Source organism: Natrinema salifodinae (genome assembly GCF_900110455.1).
GTDB classification, from domain to species: Archaea; Halobacteriota; Halobacteria; order Halobacteriales; family Natrialbaceae; genus Natrinema; species Natrinema salifodinae.
In genome coordinates this window covers 224837-238873 of record NZ_FOIS01000002.1, presented here as the reverse complement: position 1 = coordinate 238873, position 14037 = coordinate 224837, and the positions used below count along the sequence as shown (strand labels likewise).

Genomic DNA, 14037 nt, shown 5'->3' with positions numbered 1-14037 from the left:
CAGGATGGAAGTTATGTAAACATTTTGTGTATGTGTTCCGCGAAGAATGGATACGAATGTAGAGGGATTAATATCCGATCGACGTTCTCAGAGATCGTTTCAGGTTCGACATCGCAGTCCCTCGATCGGTCCGTGCGGGTCACTCCGTTGATCGCACAGGCGATATAGTCCTCCGGAAGGCCGGGGAGAAGCGCGGGTTACACCGTCGGACCGAATTGTCGACGCCCTTCGAAAATCAGAAATGTCGGGCAGCAGTCAAGGGGAGTCTTGAACGAAGGGGTTTAAGCCAGGGGTGGGATTTGAACCCACGAAGTCTCGATTACAAGTCGAGTGCATGAACCGCCCATGCTCCCCTGGCGCTGGCCGGTGGTTAGCCGTCCTCCTTTGAGTGTGTATCGTTTTCGCTGCGATCGCCGCGATCGTCGCGTTCCTCCAGCGGCCGCCCCATCGTCACTCGGAACGAATCGTACCCCTGGCGGCGATAGAATCGCCTGGCGGCCTCGTTGTCGGCCATCACTTCGAGTAGCATGACGTCGGCGCCCCGCTCGGCGAGGGCGTCCTCGGCGGCCTCGAGCAGCGCGGCGCCGATGCCGCGGTCGCGGTAGGCGGGATCGACGTAGATGTTCGAGAGCAGGCCGCGGGTGGTGTCGAGGTCGAGGGAGCCCCGTTCGATCGAGAACGAGACGAAGCCGACGATGGAATCGGTTTCAGTCCCCGTTGCTGTTGCCGTTGCCGTTCCCGCTCTCGCTCCTCGACCCCCGAGACGGGCCACGAGCAGGCCGTCGTTGACCTGGTGGGCCGCGAGCGTCTCGCGCATCGTCTCGCGGTTGGCGTCGGCGCGGATGGCCGACCCGTACGTGCGTTGGTCGCGAGCGAGCCGAACCCACATGTCCGCGAGGGCGTCGAGGTCGCCCCGCGCAGCGGGTTCGATGTCAATCGTCGGCCGCGGGTTGCTCGGGGGCATTCTCGAGTGCGCTTACGGCGGGCAGTGATTCGGCGGTGAGCATCCGCAGGGCGGCCCCGCCACCGGTGCTGACGTGGGAGAAGCCCTCGACGCCGAGTCGACGCAAGGCCGAGGCGGTGTCGCCGCCGCCGACGATGCTCGTCGAGACGTCCGTGGCGGCACCGTACAGCCGTCGGGTCCCCGTCTGGAAGCGGTCGTCCTCGAAGACGCCAGCGGGTCCGTTGAGGATGACCGTCTCTGCGTCGTCGAGGATCCGCTGGTAGTACTCGAGCGTCGACTCGCCGACGTCCATCGCGGACTCGCCCTCTTCCGGCGGGAGGGCGTTGACGCCGAGTTCGTAGCGCTCGTCGTCGCGGGCGACGGCCACGTCCCGCGGGAGCGCGATCCGGTCGCCGTAGGCGTCCAGCAGGTCGGCGGCCCGGTCGATCTCGTCCCAGTAGCCCTGATCGTAGATGAAATCGGAGCTGGCGTCGCCCAGGTCGACACCGTCCGCGATGAGGAAGACGTTGCCGACGACGCCCGCGGTGAGGACGTGGTCGGCCAGGTCGTTCTCCAGGACGGACCAGGCGACGTCGATCGAGTCGGGCACCTTCGCGCCGCCGAGGACGTAGACCCGCGGTTCGGGGGTCGCTTCGATCGATCCCAGCACGTCGAGTTCGGTCTCCATCACGCGGCCGGCGTAGCTGGGCAGGGCGGTCGGGAGCCCGACCAGCGAAGGTTGCGAGCGGTGGGCCGCGGCGAAGGCGTCGTTGACGTAGGCGTCGAGGACGGGTTCGAGGCCCTCGACGAGGTGGGTTCGGGCGGCCCGCTCGGGGTCGAACTCCATGTACTCCTCGCTGTAGAAGCGGGTGTTCTCGAGGACGAGGCAGTCGCCGTTCTCGAGGTCGCTGACGGCCTCGCGAGCGGCCGCGGAGAAGGTTGCGTCGACGTAGTCGACGGGGCGGCCGAGCAGTTCCGAGAGGCGATCCGCGTGGGGGTCGAGGGAGACGAAGTCGTCGCCGCCGGGCCGGCCCTGATGGGCCAGGACGGCGACGCGGCCCCCGCGATCGAGCAGTTCCGAGAGGGTGTCGACGTGGGCGCGTAGACGGGCGTCGTCCGCGAGCGTGCCGTCGTCGTCGATCGGACTATTGACGTCGACGCGGACACCGACGGTAGTCCCTTCGACGTCCAGGTCGTCGAGGGTCGCGATCATTATCGACCCCTGCATCGCGGCACCCGAAAGGTCTTTCTATCGGTGAAATCCGCGTAGGGGGCCGATGACGCCCCGTCGCTACCGTTAGGTGACAGCTACGGTCGGCGTTCGCTACACCGTCCGGCAGTCCGAGCAGACCAGTTGCCCGTTGGCGTCCCAGAGCTCGTCCGCGAGCGAGCCACAGGTCTCGCAGACGCCCTGCGTCGTGTACTCGTCGCCGCCGTTGGGTAGCACGCCGGCGTCGGCGTTCTCCGCGGGAGCGCGGGGCGCCGCCGAGTCGGCGATCGCGCGCTCGCGGTCGACCGGCGGCTCGCCCGAGCGGGACGGCGTCATCGTCGCCTGGAACGAGCTCGCGGCGGCGATGACGTCGCGTTGGGTGACCAGGCCGCGGATGCCGGCCTCGTCCTCGACGACGATGTTGCGGATGTTCTCGCGGGCCATCGTGGTCGCGACGTCGGTGAGCGACCGATCGGGGTCGACCGCGATGACCGGCGTTGTCATCACCTCGTCGACGGTCGTCTCGGCCGGCTCGCGCTCGGCGGCGACCAGGCCGAGTACGTCCCACTCGGTCACGATTCCGACGGGTTCCGTGCCGCGGAGGACGAGCGCGCAACTCGTCCGTTCCTCGCGCATGAGCCGGACGACGCTCAGGGCGGTATCAGATTCGCTGACGCCGACGTATTCGCTCGCCAGGACGTCCCTGACGGACAGTTCCGATTCCATGTGTGAATGAATCCCACGAACGGGCTAAAAGCTACCCCCGCTACACTTAAGAAAATAGCCAGTGAAGTTCTCTGGCTCCGGGATACGGCGCTCCTTCAGTCGAAGTCGAGTTCGACCCTGGTCCCGTCGGCCCGGCACGTTTCGAGGGCGTGTTTCGCGGCGTAGCCAGCCTCGTGGGCGCTCTCGCCGCGGCCGACGCCGACCTGCAGTTCGACGTCGACGGCCTCCTCGACGTGGTAGATGGCGTCCTCGTAGTCGCCCGCCGCGAGATCCGGGCAGACGACGATGACGTTGTCGCCGCCGACGAAAAAGGAGAGGCTGTCGTGGGCGTAGCGCATGTGGCGCATGAGTTCGGCGTACCCCTGCTCGATCTCGATGAAGGTGTCGAAGGCGTTGAGTTCGTCCGTGTACTGGCCGGTCGCGTTGATCACGTCGAAGTGGGCGATCTGGACGTCGTCGTCGGTCCGGTGGGGGTCTTCGATGGTTCGGCCCTCGAGACACTCCCGTCGGCTCTTGTCCTGTGCGCTGCCGGCCTCCTGAACCCGTGCGGTCGCGTCGGACAGCGCCTGGACGGGCGTCCGCCCGGTCGCGACGCCGAGGCTGAGCGTTACGGGATAGCGGTTGCCGATCGTCTCCTGGAGGAGCGCGTGATCCTCCATCGAGAGCCCGTTCGTGACGGCGATCATGTTGTCGAAGCGAGTGAAGAAGGTGTAGCCGCCGCGGTTACCCACGAACTGGGAGACGTCCGCGTACAGCCGAGACTGCATGGTCTGGAGGTCGGCCTCTCTACGGGGTTCGGGTGTTACCGTCCACGGCCCGTAGTTGTCGATCTGAACGAGCGTCACCTGCGTGTTAGTCACTGTGGACGACTCTTTCGAACGCCGTCGTATAAGTGATACGCAATCCAGATTCGTGATGGGCGGGAGAACGAGTCCGTTGCGTCGCCGACGCGTGCGTTACGCGCGGATCTTCTCTGGATCCTTGCCCTGTGGGTGGTACTTCCAGAAGTTCCCCTCGCGCATGGCGTTCCCGACGGCCTTGTGCATGTCGAGGATCGTCTCGAACTCCTCCTCGTCGACGTACTCGAAGATTTCACGCATCGCGACGATCTTTTCGTGGTTGATCCGAATCGGATACTCGCCGTACTCCGCGACGAACTCGTCGCGGTTGAGCGGGAAGTCCTCCTCCTCGTCGACCTTGTCCGCGATGATCCGCATGTCGTACTTGCGCATGCCCTCGCTGCCCTCCTCGCCGTCGGGATCGACTGGCCAGTCGCTGCTCATACTCCGACGTGTGCAGGGGACCCGCAAAAGGATTACTTTCCGCCGTTGACAGTCCGGGTATGGAACTCGAGTCGACACCGGAATCGCTCACCTGTACCGAATGCGGCGAAGAACTCAGCGATCAGGGCTACCTCCCGGCCGTCGAGCGGGACGACGACTACGAGCCGCTGCCCGACGGCGCGATCTGTGGCGCCTGCGGCTTCAACGAGGTCGGCTTCGCGGGCTGTGCGCCGGAACTCGACGACGTCGTCGGCTCCGATTCCGACCTCGCGTCGGACGCGGACCAGGCGGACGCGCTCCTCCACGTTCGGATCACGGAGGACGGACTCGACGTACTGAGCGCGAAGGAGTAGGCGGCGACGTCAGTCGTCGGCCGTCGTCTCGGAGTCGGGATCGACGTCCGCGTCTTCGGCGTCGGACTTGGTCTCGACCGCCGCCTCGTCCAGAATTTCCTCGCGGTGTTCGTCCAGCAGCGGCGCGCGACCGCGGGGGCGGGGCGGCGTCTCGGTCATCTTGATCGGCGTGCCCGCGATCTCGACGTCCGCGTCGGCACCCGGCTGTTCGACCGGCACAAGCATGTCCCGGGCGTGGACGTGCGGGTCGTCGAAGATCTCCTCGGTGTTCTGGACCGGCGCGGCCGGGACGCGGCCCTCGAGCGTCCCGACGAGTTCCTCGTTCGTGCGGTCGGCCGCCCAGGCGGCCAGTTCCTCGCGGAGCGCCTCGCGGTTCGCCAGGCGGTCCGCGGCCGTCGGGTACGCCTCGGCGAGGTCCGGGCGGTCCATCGCCTCGCAGAGGGCGGCCCAGTGGTTGTCGTTGAACGCGGCGACGACGGCGTAGCCGTCGGCCGTCTCGAAGGCGTTGTAGGGGAACAGCGTCGGGTGGGAGTTGCCCTGGCGCGTCGGCGGCTCGTCGGTGTAGGACTGCTGGTAGACGGCGCGCTCGGTGAAGCTGAGCATCGAGTCGTACATCCCGGTGTCGACGTACTGGCCCTCGCCGGTCTGTGCGCGGTGGTTGACCGCCGCGAGGATACCGATGCAGTTCAGCGTCGCGGTGAAGAGGTCGCCGATCCCGGGGCCGACCTTCGTCGGCGGGCCGTCCGCCTGGCCGGTGATCTCCATGACGCCGCCCAGCGCCTGCGCGATGAGGTCGAAGGAGGGCTGGCCCTGGCGGTCGGTCTCGCCCGTGCGCGGGTCGCCGAAGCCGCGGATCGAGGAATAGATCAGCTGCGGGTTGCGCTCGCGGAGCGTCTCGTAGCCGAGATCGTACTTCTCCATCGTGCCCGCGCGGTAGTTCTCGACGACGACGTCGGCCTCCTCGACGAGCGAGAGGAAGTCCGCGCGGTCGTCCTCGTCGCCGAAGTCGAGTTCGATGCTCTTCTTCCCGCGGTTGACGCTCTGGAAGTAGCCCCCGTAGGCCTCCGCCTCGGGGTCGTCGACGAACGGCGGGTTCGACCGGATGAGGTCGCCGCCGGGCCGTTCGATCTTGACGACGTCCGCGCCGAGATCCGCGAGTAGCATCGTACAGTACGGCCCCGCGAGGACCTGGGTTAGGTCCAGCACGCGAAGATTCGAAAGCGCTCCCATGTAGGGCCACGTACCGAAACCATCGCCAAAACCTTTACCATTGATCATGTAGTTTGTGTTGTGATGCCACCCTGTTGTGAGATGCTGTCATAGGGAGGCTGTTAGGACGTTTAAGGAGTATTATCATGGAAGATCATTAAGTTTATACCGCAGTTCATCATGGTTCTGGATACGATGTCCCGAACGGTCGTCCTCGGCGTGATCGGCTCCGACGCCCACGTCGTCGGCATTACGATCCTCGAGCAAGCCCTCAGTGCAGCCGGTTTCACCGTCGTCAACCTCGGCGTTCAGACCTCCCAAGCGGAGTTCGCCGAGGCGGCGGTAGCGCACGACGCCGAGGCCGTACTGGTCTCGTCGCTCTACGGGCACGCCGAGCAGGACTGTCAGGGATTCCACCGCGTCCTCGAGGACGCGGGCGTCGACGCGGTCACCTACATCGGCGGCAACCTCGCCGTCGGGCAAGACGACTTCGAGCACACCCGGCGGCAGTTCCGGGAGCTCGGATTCGACCGCGTCTTCGACTCCGAGACGGACCCCGAGGAGGCGATCGCCGCACTCCGCGAGGACCTTCGGATCAGCCCACCCGAGTCGGAGCGAGCGACCATCAGTTCGTAGATGCCCTCGATGATACGAGACGAACGCATTCCGTCCGACGAGCTACGGCGTATCGACGACGAAATCCGATCGAACTGGTCCACGGGGGTGGACGTCGACTTCGAGGATGCCGTCGCCTACCACGAATCGCTGCCCACACACAAGCGGTTCGCCGACGTCCTCGAATCCGCCGACAAACCCCTGCTCCAACCCCGAGCCGGCGTCCCCCGGCTCGACGATCAGGTAGAACTCCTGGAGTACCTCCACCGGGAGGGCCAGGCGGACCTCTTGCCGACGACCATCGACTCGTACACGCGCGACAACGAGTACGAGAAGGCCCAACAAGGGCTCGAAAAGGCCCGCGAGACGGGCGACGACACCCTCAACGGCTTTCCGGCCGTCAACCACGGGGTCGACGGCTGTCGCGAGCTGATCGAGTCGATCGACGCCCCGATCGAGGTGCGCCACGGCACGCCCGACGCCAGGCTGCTCGCGGCGATCACCTTCGCTGGCGGCTTTCAGAGCTTCGAGGGCGGGCCGATCTCCTACAACATCCCCTACACGAAGCGCCACGGCTTAGCGGAGACTATCGAGAAGTGGCAGTTCGTCGACCGCCTGGCGGGCGCGTACACGGAGCGGGGCGTGCGGATCAACCGCGAGCCGTTCGGCCCGCTGACGGGGACGCTGGTCCCGCCGTCGATCGCCATCGCGATCATGCTGGTCGAGGGGAAACTCGCCGCCACGCAGGGCGTGCGCTCGATCACGCTCGGCTACGGTCAGGTCGGCAACGTCGTGCAGGACGTGGCCGCCCTGAACGCCTTACAGAAGCTGGGCGACGAGTACCTCCCCGACGAGGTCGTCGTCACGACGGTCTTCCACGAGTGGATGGGCGGGTTCCCGCCGGACGAGGCCCGCGCCAACGGCGTGATCGGCCTCGGCGGGATGACCGCCGCCATCGCCAGGCCGGACAAGGTCATCACTAAGTCGCCCCAGGAGTTCCAGGGCGTCCCGACCAAGGAGGCCAACGCCGCCGGCCTGCGCACCACGCGCCAGGTCATCGACATGGCGATCGAACAGGAGATCGACATCGACGGCATCACGGAGGAACAGGATCTCATCGAACGCGAGACACGGTGTCTGATGGACACGATCTTCGAGCACGGCGACGGCGACGTCGTTCAGGGGACGCTGAAGGCGTTCGATTCCGGCGCGCTCGACGTCCCCTTCGCCCCCAGCGACAGCGCGAAGGGCGCGGTCCTACCGGCCCGCGACGACGACGGTCGCGTCCGAATCTTCGAGTGGGGCGATCTCGCGATGGACGACGACATCAAGGAAATTCACAAGGCCAGGCTCTCGCGGCGCGCCGACACCGAGGGCCGCGACCAGTCGTTCCGGATGGTCGCGGACGACGTCGACGCGATCAGCGACGGCAAGCTCATCGGCCGCCCGCGGACACAGGGTGACGTCTAACACGACTATGACAACGGAAATCACAGGCATTCACGCGACGCCCGGCTACGCCGGGTTCTTCTTCGACGACCAGCGCGCGATCAAGCGGGGCGCACAGCAGGACGGCTTCACCTACGACGGCGAGCCCATCACCGACGGCTTCGACGAGATTCGCCAGGCCGGCGAGACGCTCATCGTCGAGGTCGAACTCGGAGACGGCACCGTAGCGCGAGGCGACTGCGCCGCGGTCCAGTACTCCGGCGCCGGCGGGCGCGACCCGCTGTTTCGGGCCGAGGAGTACGCACCCGTGATCGAGGGGCCCGTCGCCGACGAACTCGTCGGTCGCGACGCGACCGACCTCCTCGATAACGCCGAGACGCTCGAGGAACTGCGAGTAGACGACGATCGGCTCCACACGGCGATCCGGTACGGCGTCTCCCAGGCGCTGCTTTCCGCGGCCGCGGAAGCCGCAACGACCACGCGCACGGACGTGCTGGCCGACGCGCTCGGAACGGACCCGGCGACGGAGCCGGTGCCGGTCTTCGGCCAGTCCGGCGACGACCGCTACATCAACACCGAGAAGATGTTCGTCAAGGGCGTGCCGGTCCTGCCCCACGCGCTGATCAACAGCGTCGAGAAGATCGGCGCAGACGGCAAGACCTTACTGGAGTACGTCGAGTGGCTGGTCGAGCGCTCGCGGGTGCTCGGCCCCGACGGCTACGAGCCGCGGTTCCACATCGACGTGTACGGGATGATCGGCGAGACCTTCGGCGCGCCCTACGACCGCGACGAGGTGGTCGACTACTTCGCCGCGCTCGAGGACGCCGCCGATCCGTTCCCGATCCAGATCGAGGGGCCGATGGACGCCGGCGGCCGCGCCGAACAGATCGAGGCGATGGTCGAACTCCGCGAGGGCCTGGCCGACGCCGGCGTCGGCGTCGATATCGTCGCCGACGAGTGGTGTAACACCTTCGCGGACGTGCAGGCGTTCGTCGACGCCGAGGCCGCCGACCTGGTGCAGGTTAAGACGCCCGACCTGGGCGGAATCCATCGGAGCGGCCAGGCGGTCCGTTACTGCGAAGGGACCGAGACCCGCGCGTACTTGGGCGGGACCTGCAACGAGACGGCGACCTCGGCGCGGGCCTGCGCCCACGTCGCGCTCGCGACCGACGCCGCGCAGATGCTCGCCAAGCCGGGGATGGGCTTCGACGAGGGGTACATGATCGTCGAGAACGAGATGCGACGGACGATCGCGCGACGGGAACGAGAACAGTTACCAGCCACCAGTGACGAGGTGACCGCAGATGACTGACTGGACCGATCCCGACGCGTTCGCACAGGCGCTCGACCGGGCCGACACTAAGGAGAAGGGCAACTACTTCGAGCGCTTCGAGGAAGGGGACGTCATCGAACACGATCCCGGCCTCACGCTCACGCGGTGGGGCAACGAGCAGTGGATGGGCCAGACGCTCAACCACGATCCGGCCTACTGGCGCAGCGACGCCGCCGAGGCGCGTGGCTTCGATGAGCCGCCGATCCACCCGGACTACCTCACCGCCGCGACGCTGGGGATCACCGTCGAGGACCTCAGCGAGAAGGGCGGCTACTTCCTCGGCCGCACCGACGTGCGGTTCCCGGGCGCGCCCGTCTACGCGGGCACCGAACTCCGCGTCGAGAGCGAGGTCGTGAACACGGCGACCTCGAGTTCCCGGCCCCAGTACGGCATCGTCTCCTGGCGCACCCGCGGGACGGACGCCGAGACTGGCGAGGTGCTGTGCTCCTACGAGCGCACGAATATGATCCCGCGGCGCGACCCTGTCGAGACCGACGGCGGCAGCGCTGCGGCCGCCGAGGAGGAAGAGGGAGAGAACGGCCCCGACCTCCCCGCGGAGTTCGTCACGCCGGCGGGCGGCCACTTCGAGGACTTCGTCGCCGCCCTCGAGGAGGCCGAAGACCGCGACGCCGCGGTCGCCTACCGCCACGAGCGCGGCCGCACGCAGGACGCCGTCACCGTCGCCTCGCTGCCGCTCTCGACGCTCAATACGGCCAAACAGCACCACAACGTCGACGTGATGGCCGACTCGCCGTCGGGCGATATCGTCACCTACGGCGACGTCACCCGCTCGACCGCGCTGGGCCACGCCCGCTCCGACGAGGCGACCTGGCGTGAGGTCGGGTTCGACGACGAGTCGTTCCACACGTTCGTCGCGGCGGGCGACACCGTCTACGCGTTCACGCGCGTGCTCGAGGCCGCGGACAGCGTCGAGAAACTCTCGACCAGCTCTCAGACATCGTCCGAGAACGCCGCCGCGACCGACCGGGCGGGCGCCGTCCGGTTCGAGCACATCGCGTTCAACCAGGACGACGAACCCGTCTACTCGGGGACGCGGACCGCCGAGATACGGAAACGATCGCCGTAGCAGACGCCGCGCAGCAGCCGCAGTATCCACCATCCAAACCCACAACTACACGCACTACACGACACATGAGCGACGACATCCGACTCTGCCGCACGTTCCAGACCGCACCGGCCGCCGTTCCGAAAGACGACTCGGCGAAGTACCTCGTCTCGGCCCTCACGGCCGAGGGATTTCAGGCGCCCGACTGGCTCGTCCCCGACATGGAGGACGGGACGGCCCCCGACATGAAAGCCGAGGGGCTTGAGAACACGATCGAGAAAGTCCCCCAGCACGACTTCCCCGGCGAGATCTGGCCCCGCGTCGAGTGGAGCTACGAGGACGAGACCTATCGCGAGAAGGGCCGCGACCAGATCGACCGGCTCGTCGCCGAAATCGGCGACGAGATCGACGGCGTCGTCGTCCCGAAGGTCGGCCGCCTCGAGGACGTCCGCCGCGCCGCCGAGGTCGTCGCCGAAACCGAGGCCGAACACGGCTACGCCGACGGCTCGATCGGCCTCTCGATCATCGTCGAGACTGGCCGCGCCCGCTCGGATCTCCGCAAGATCGCGATGTTCGGCGAGGACTCCCGGCTAACCGGACTCGTCTTCGGCCCGGTCGACTACACCGCCGAACTCGGCGGCCGCGACCTCGGCGACGGTCGCCCGCGCTGGGACGGCCTCCTCGAGGCCATGTCCAACGAGGCCAGCGCGGCCGGCCTGGTCTCCATCGGCGGCCCCTTCGACGACCTGTTCAAGGAGCGGGCCGGGCTGACGTTCTACAACGCCGACGACTACGCCGACCAGGTCGAACACGAGGCCCGCCTGGGACTGGACGGCTCGTGGTCGCTCCACCCCAAGCAGACGACCCAGGCCAATACGGTCCACATGCCGACGCCCGAGGAACTCGAGCGCGACGTCCGCAAGATCGAGCGGTTCAACGAGGCCAAGCGGGAGGGGACCGGCGCGGTCACCATCGACGGCCAGATGGTCGACGAGGCGACGTTCAAGAACTTCGTGAACACGGTCCGGACGGTTCGGGCGATCGACGAGATGCGGTCCGGCCAGACCGAAGCGTACTACGACGGGGACCTGCTCGAGCGCGCGCTCGATCTGGACCTGTCGTATCGGTAGCCGCTCCCGCGGGTCGGAAAGCGGGCGGCGGGCTCTCGGCGCTTCCCGACGATCGACGGCCAGGCGCAGGCCTCGCCGAGAGCGCGGCGCAGCGATGCGTGGGAATTAGGAGGGGGTCGGCCGAAGTCCGGGTATGGCCGATTCGGAGCCGGAAGCGATGGTACGGAAGTACTACGAACTCGTCGACGCGGGCCGGTACGACGATCTGGTCGAACTGTTCACGGAAGACGTTCGCTACGAGCGTCCCGGCCAGGGAGCGATCGAAGGCCGGGAGGCACTCCGGGCGTTTTACGAGGACGAGCGGCCGCTCGAGGAGGGCAGTCACGAAGTCCGCGATCTCGTCGTCGACGGCGACGCGATCGCCGTCCACGGCTCGTTCGCCGGTCGCCAGGCCGGCGAAGACGTCACGTTCGGGTTCGCCGATTTCCACGAATTGAACGACGATGGCGACGCCATCGCCCGCCGCTATACGTTCACGGATCGCGACGAGGTGTGAGCGCGAGGGTACGAACTGCGACGCGCCGGTCGCGGCCGGCGCCGCTACCACCGACCAAGCGTCGCTGACGTCTCACTGTTTTGCATCCGTCACGACGGTGTCGAGTCACCGACTCGGCGGGAACCGACTCCGTGGACTCGTTCGAAAACGGCCGATAACGACCGCTCAGAGAACGATAGCGGTTAAATCAGCTGGACGGCGCTCGACACGACCAGCGTTGTAACCAGGCCGGTGACGGAGATGATCGTCGTCAGGACGGTCCAGGTCTTGAGCGTCTCGGCCTGGGTCAGACCGCCGATCTCCTTGACCAGCCAGAAGCCGCTGTCGTTGTACCACGAGCAGATGTTCCCGCCCGCGCCGATCACCATCACGAGAAACGCCGGGTGCACGGAGAGTTCGGGCACCTGCGGCGCCATGATCCCGGCGGCCGTCAGCATCGCGGCGGTCGCCGACCCCTGCGCGACCCGGACGATCGCGGCGATCAGCCAGGCGCTGACAAGCAGCGGAATTCCGACGCTCGACAGCGCACCCGTAATGTAGTCGCCGACGCCCGAGGCGGCGAGCAACGCACCGTAGGCGCCGCCGGCGGCGGTGATCGCCGCGATGTTTCCGCCGCTTTTCAGCGCCTCGGTCATCTCCTCGGTCCAGGCGTCAGTGGACATGTCGCTGTGGCGGTAGAACGTCCAGGCGGCCGCCATCGCGGCGATCGTCAGCGCGACGTTCTTGTCGCCGAGGAAGACGACGTACGGTTCCAGCGCCGCCAGTTGCGGGATGACGCCTGCGAAGCTATCGACGAACGTGTAGGAACCGACCAGCGCGACGGCGAGGAGGACGGGAGCCGCGGATTCGAGCACGCCCGGGAGGTTGCCCGTCTTGCGGTTGGCCAGTTCCTCGAGCTCGTCGGTCGAGGTCGCCATCGCGTCGCGGAGCGGGATGTCCAGCCGCTTGTTGAGCCACCGACCGTAGACGATGCCGGCCATGAGCGCCGCGGGCACCGCCGTGACGACGCCGACGGCGATCGTCATCCCGAGGTCGGCACCGATCTCCTCGGCGACCGCGAGCGGACCGGGCGTCGGCGGGACGAACACGTGGGCCGTCGCCGCGCCGGCGCCGACGACGACGATGAACAGCGTGTAGTCGCGGCCCACCCTAGCGCGCATCGATCGCGCGAGCGGCGCCATCAGGTAGAAGACGCTGTCGAAGAACACCGGAATGGCGAGGACAGTACTGCTCCCCCACAGCGCGATATCGGAGTTACCGCTGCCGAGGACCCCCTGAAAGCCTCTGACGATGCGCTGTGCGGCACCGCTCTCGAGCATCGCCTTTCCGATGATCGCAGCCATCAGGATGGGAATACCGATACCCGCCATTCCGTCGCCGAACTCCGTCGCGACCCGTCCCGCCGCTTCCGACGGGCCGAAATCCGGGACGAAGACGGTGTTGATGAGTCCGACGACAAACGCCGAGATGATCAGACCGACGAACGCCGGAAGATCCAACACGACCAGCATCAGTACGACTGCCGCGAGCCCGAGAATAAACGTCACCAACGGGCTATGTGCGAACTCGATTACCATAGGGGAAATGCCACCGGTTCACAGATGATCGGTCTATATTATAAATAACTACGGATATTGTTAATTTCCATTATAGTTAATGTAACAAGCGACTAGTCATAGGATATTACTCTGATAGAGCGCCTCCTTCTATATTTTTCACTCGTTGTCCCCACTATAGATAGTCAACAATCACGCCGAAATGTAATATATTCTACCGAATTTATTGTAATGAACATTAAATTGACAATCCGGGTCGGCCATAAGTAACAATTACCTGACACTGGCCCGTCCCGGTTGCTCCGTGGATAATCGAGCCCTGATGAAGCGACCGTTCGAATCGCCTGGCCGCCGAGCGCTTCAGTCTCGGTGCGCTCTCAGAACGCGTTACTCCGATTCGAATCCTACCGTTTCCGCGTCGCTCCTCACGTCCGTTCGCCACAGAAGCGGTGGGGATGGGATTTGAACCACGACCAGACGTGCTCGCTTCGCTGCACGCGACTGGTCTCGTTCAAATCCATCGTCTCCGATTTGCCGCTCACGGTATTGCTCGCGGCAAAATACGGTGGGGATGGGATTTGAACCCATGAGGCTTGACAGCCACCTGCTCTCAAGGCAGGCGCGTTAGGCCGCTCTGCCACCCCACCTCACGTACGGGTTCTGCACAC

At 66.3% G+C, this 14037-nt stretch carries 14 protein-coding genes and 2 tRNA genes; 7 read left to right on the top strand and 9 right to left on the bottom strand.

Translation table 11 applies throughout. From position 1 onward, the window contains the following. Positions 1-284 precede the first annotated feature (284 nt). From BMY29_RS06615 to BMY29_RS06590, 6 genes are all read right to left on the bottom strand, one after another. Positions 285-358: transfer RNA gene (locus BMY29_RS06615), tRNA-Thr, on the bottom strand. A gap of 12 nt (positions 359-370) precedes the next feature. Continuing rightward, the gene (locus BMY29_RS06610; protein ID WP_049992032.1) at positions 371-964 is read right to left on the bottom strand and encodes a GNAT family N-acetyltransferase; all 594 of its coding nucleotides are present in this window, start codon (positions 962-964) and stop codon (positions 371-373) included. Next, positions 933-2156, bottom strand: a complete 1224-nt coding sequence (locus BMY29_RS06605) for a phosphoglycerate kinase (protein WP_049992033.1) — start codon at positions 2154-2156, stop codon at positions 933-935. The genes BMY29_RS06610 and BMY29_RS06605 overlap by 32 nt, the downstream gene beginning before the upstream one ends. Positions 2157-2267: 111 nt before the next feature. Next, positions 2268-2879, bottom strand: a complete 612-nt coding sequence (locus tag BMY29_RS06600) for a CBS domain-containing protein (RefSeq protein ID WP_049992034.1) — start codon at positions 2877-2879, stop codon at positions 2268-2270. 95 nt (positions 2880-2974) lie between these two features. Then, a complete protein-coding gene (locus BMY29_RS06595; RefSeq protein ID WP_049992035.1) occupies positions 2975-3739 on the bottom strand; it encodes a GTP cyclohydrolase III in 765 nt (254 codons plus the stop codon). Positions 3740-3835: 96 nt separating this feature from the next. Next, on the bottom strand, positions 3836-4162 hold the full coding sequence (locus tag BMY29_RS06590; protein WP_049992036.1) for a DUF5785 family protein: 327 nt from the start codon (positions 4160-4162) through the stop codon (positions 3836-3838). A 59-nt stretch (positions 4163-4221) separates the two neighbouring features. Here BMY29_RS06590 and BMY29_RS06585 point away from each other — a divergent pair, with 59 nt between their 5' ends. Beyond that, positions 4222-4515: a hypothetical protein gene (locus tag BMY29_RS06585; protein WP_049992037.1), complete on the top strand. Its 294-nt coding sequence runs from the start codon at positions 4222-4224 to the stop codon at positions 4513-4515. A 9-nt stretch (positions 4516-4524) separates the two neighbouring features. Here BMY29_RS06585 and mct read toward each other — a convergent pair whose 3' ends face one another. After that, complete coding sequence (mct, locus tag BMY29_RS06580) at positions 4525-5745, bottom strand: succinyl-CoA:mesaconate CoA-transferase (protein WP_049992038.1); 1221 nt, start codon at positions 5743-5745, stop codon at positions 4525-4527. A 159-nt stretch (positions 5746-5904) separates the two neighbouring features. Here mct and glmS point away from each other — a divergent pair, with 159 nt between their 5' ends. The 6 genes from glmS to BMY29_RS06550 all read left to right on the top strand — a co-directional run bounded on the left by glmS (position 5905) and on the right by BMY29_RS06550 (position 11813). After that, positions 5905-6360 carry a methylaspartate mutase subunit S gene (gene glmS, locus BMY29_RS06575; protein ID WP_049992039.1) on the top strand — a complete coding sequence of 152 codons (456 nt, stop codon included), beginning with the start codon at positions 5905-5907 and terminating at the stop codon, positions 6358-6360. A gap of 9 nt (positions 6361-6369) precedes the next feature. Further along, positions 6370-7809 carry a methylaspartate mutase subunit E gene (locus BMY29_RS06570; RefSeq protein ID WP_049992042.1) on the top strand — a complete coding sequence of 480 codons (1440 nt, stop codon included), beginning with the start codon at positions 6370-6372 and terminating at the stop codon, positions 7807-7809. A gap of 7 nt (positions 7810-7816) precedes the next feature. Next, positions 7817-9100, top strand: a complete 1284-nt coding sequence (locus tag BMY29_RS06565; RefSeq protein WP_049992040.1) for a methylaspartate ammonia-lyase — start codon at positions 7817-7819, stop codon at positions 9098-9100. Beyond that, positions 9093-10208 carry a 2-methylfumaryl-CoA hydratase gene (gene mch / locus BMY29_RS06560; protein ID WP_049992041.1) on the top strand — a complete coding sequence of 372 codons (1116 nt, stop codon included), beginning with the start codon at positions 9093-9095 and terminating at the stop codon, positions 10206-10208. The genes BMY29_RS06565 and mch overlap by 8 nt, the downstream gene beginning before the upstream one ends. Positions 10209-10273: 65 nt before the next feature. Then, positions 10274-11317 (top strand): L-malyl-CoA/beta-methylmalyl-CoA lyase, encoded by a 1044-nt coding sequence (gene citE, locus BMY29_RS06555; RefSeq protein ID WP_074854661.1) that lies wholly within the window; start codon positions 10274-10276, stop codon positions 11315-11317. A gap of 133 nt (positions 11318-11450) precedes the next feature. Further along, positions 11451-11813, top strand: a complete 363-nt coding sequence (locus tag BMY29_RS06550) for a nuclear transport factor 2 family protein (RefSeq protein WP_049992303.1) — start codon at positions 11451-11453, stop codon at positions 11811-11813. A gap of 182 nt (positions 11814-11995) precedes the next feature. Here BMY29_RS06550 and BMY29_RS06545 read toward each other — a convergent pair whose 3' ends face one another. Both BMY29_RS06545 and BMY29_RS06540 read right to left on the bottom strand, forming a co-directional pair. Continuing rightward, a complete protein-coding gene (locus tag BMY29_RS06545; protein WP_049992302.1) occupies positions 11996-13390 on the bottom strand; it encodes a GntP family permease in 1395 nt (464 codons plus the stop codon). A gap of 542 nt (positions 13391-13932) precedes the next feature. Beyond that, positions 13933-14016 (bottom strand) — tRNA-Ser (locus BMY29_RS06540). Between the last annotated feature and the right edge of the window lie 21 nt (positions 14017-14037).

Bases quoted from the DNA above. Each gene is read 5' to 3' on its own strand.
- BMY29_RS06545 (WP_049992302.1), bottom strand. From the start codon at position 13,390: ATGGTAATCGAGTTCGCACATAGCCCGTTGGTGACGTTTATTCTCGGG.
- BMY29_RS06610 (WP_049992032.1), bottom strand. From the start codon at position 964: ATGCCCCCGAGCAACCCGCGGCCGACGATTGACATCGAACCCGCTGCG.
- citE (WP_074854661.1), top strand. From the start codon at position 10,274: ATGAGCGACGACATCCGACTCTGCCGCACGTTCCAGACCGCACCGGCC.
- BMY29_RS06590 (WP_049992036.1), bottom strand. From the start codon at position 4,162: ATGAGCAGCGACTGGCCAGTCGATCCCGACGGCGAGGAGGGCAGCGAG.
- mct (WP_049992038.1), bottom strand. From the start codon at position 5,745: ATGGGAGCGCTTTCGAATCTTCGCGTGCTGGACCTAACCCAGGTCCTC.
- BMY29_RS06550 (WP_049992303.1), top strand. From the start codon at position 11,451: ATGGCCGATTCGGAGCCGGAAGCGATGGTACGGAAGTACTACGAACTC.
- BMY29_RS06565 (WP_049992040.1), top strand. From the start codon at position 7,817: ATGACAACGGAAATCACAGGCATTCACGCGACGCCCGGCTACGCCGGG.
- BMY29_RS06585 (WP_049992037.1), top strand. From the start codon at position 4,222: ATGGAACTCGAGTCGACACCGGAATCGCTCACCTGTACCGAATGCGGC.
- glmS (WP_049992039.1), top strand. From the start codon at position 5,905: ATGGTTCTGGATACGATGTCCCGAACGGTCGTCCTCGGCGTGATCGGC.
- BMY29_RS06570 (WP_049992042.1), top strand. From the start codon at position 6,370: ATGATACGAGACGAACGCATTCCGTCCGACGAGCTACGGCGTATCGAC.
- BMY29_RS06605 (WP_049992033.1), bottom strand. From the start codon at position 2,156: ATGATCGCGACCCTCGACGACCTGGACGTCGAAGGGACTACCGTCGGT.
- BMY29_RS06600 (WP_049992034.1), bottom strand. From the start codon at position 2,879: ATGGAATCGGAACTGTCCGTCAGGGACGTCCTGGCGAGCGAATACGTC.
- mch (WP_049992041.1), top strand. From the start codon at position 9,093: ATGACTGACTGGACCGATCCCGACGCGTTCGCACAGGCGCTCGACCGG.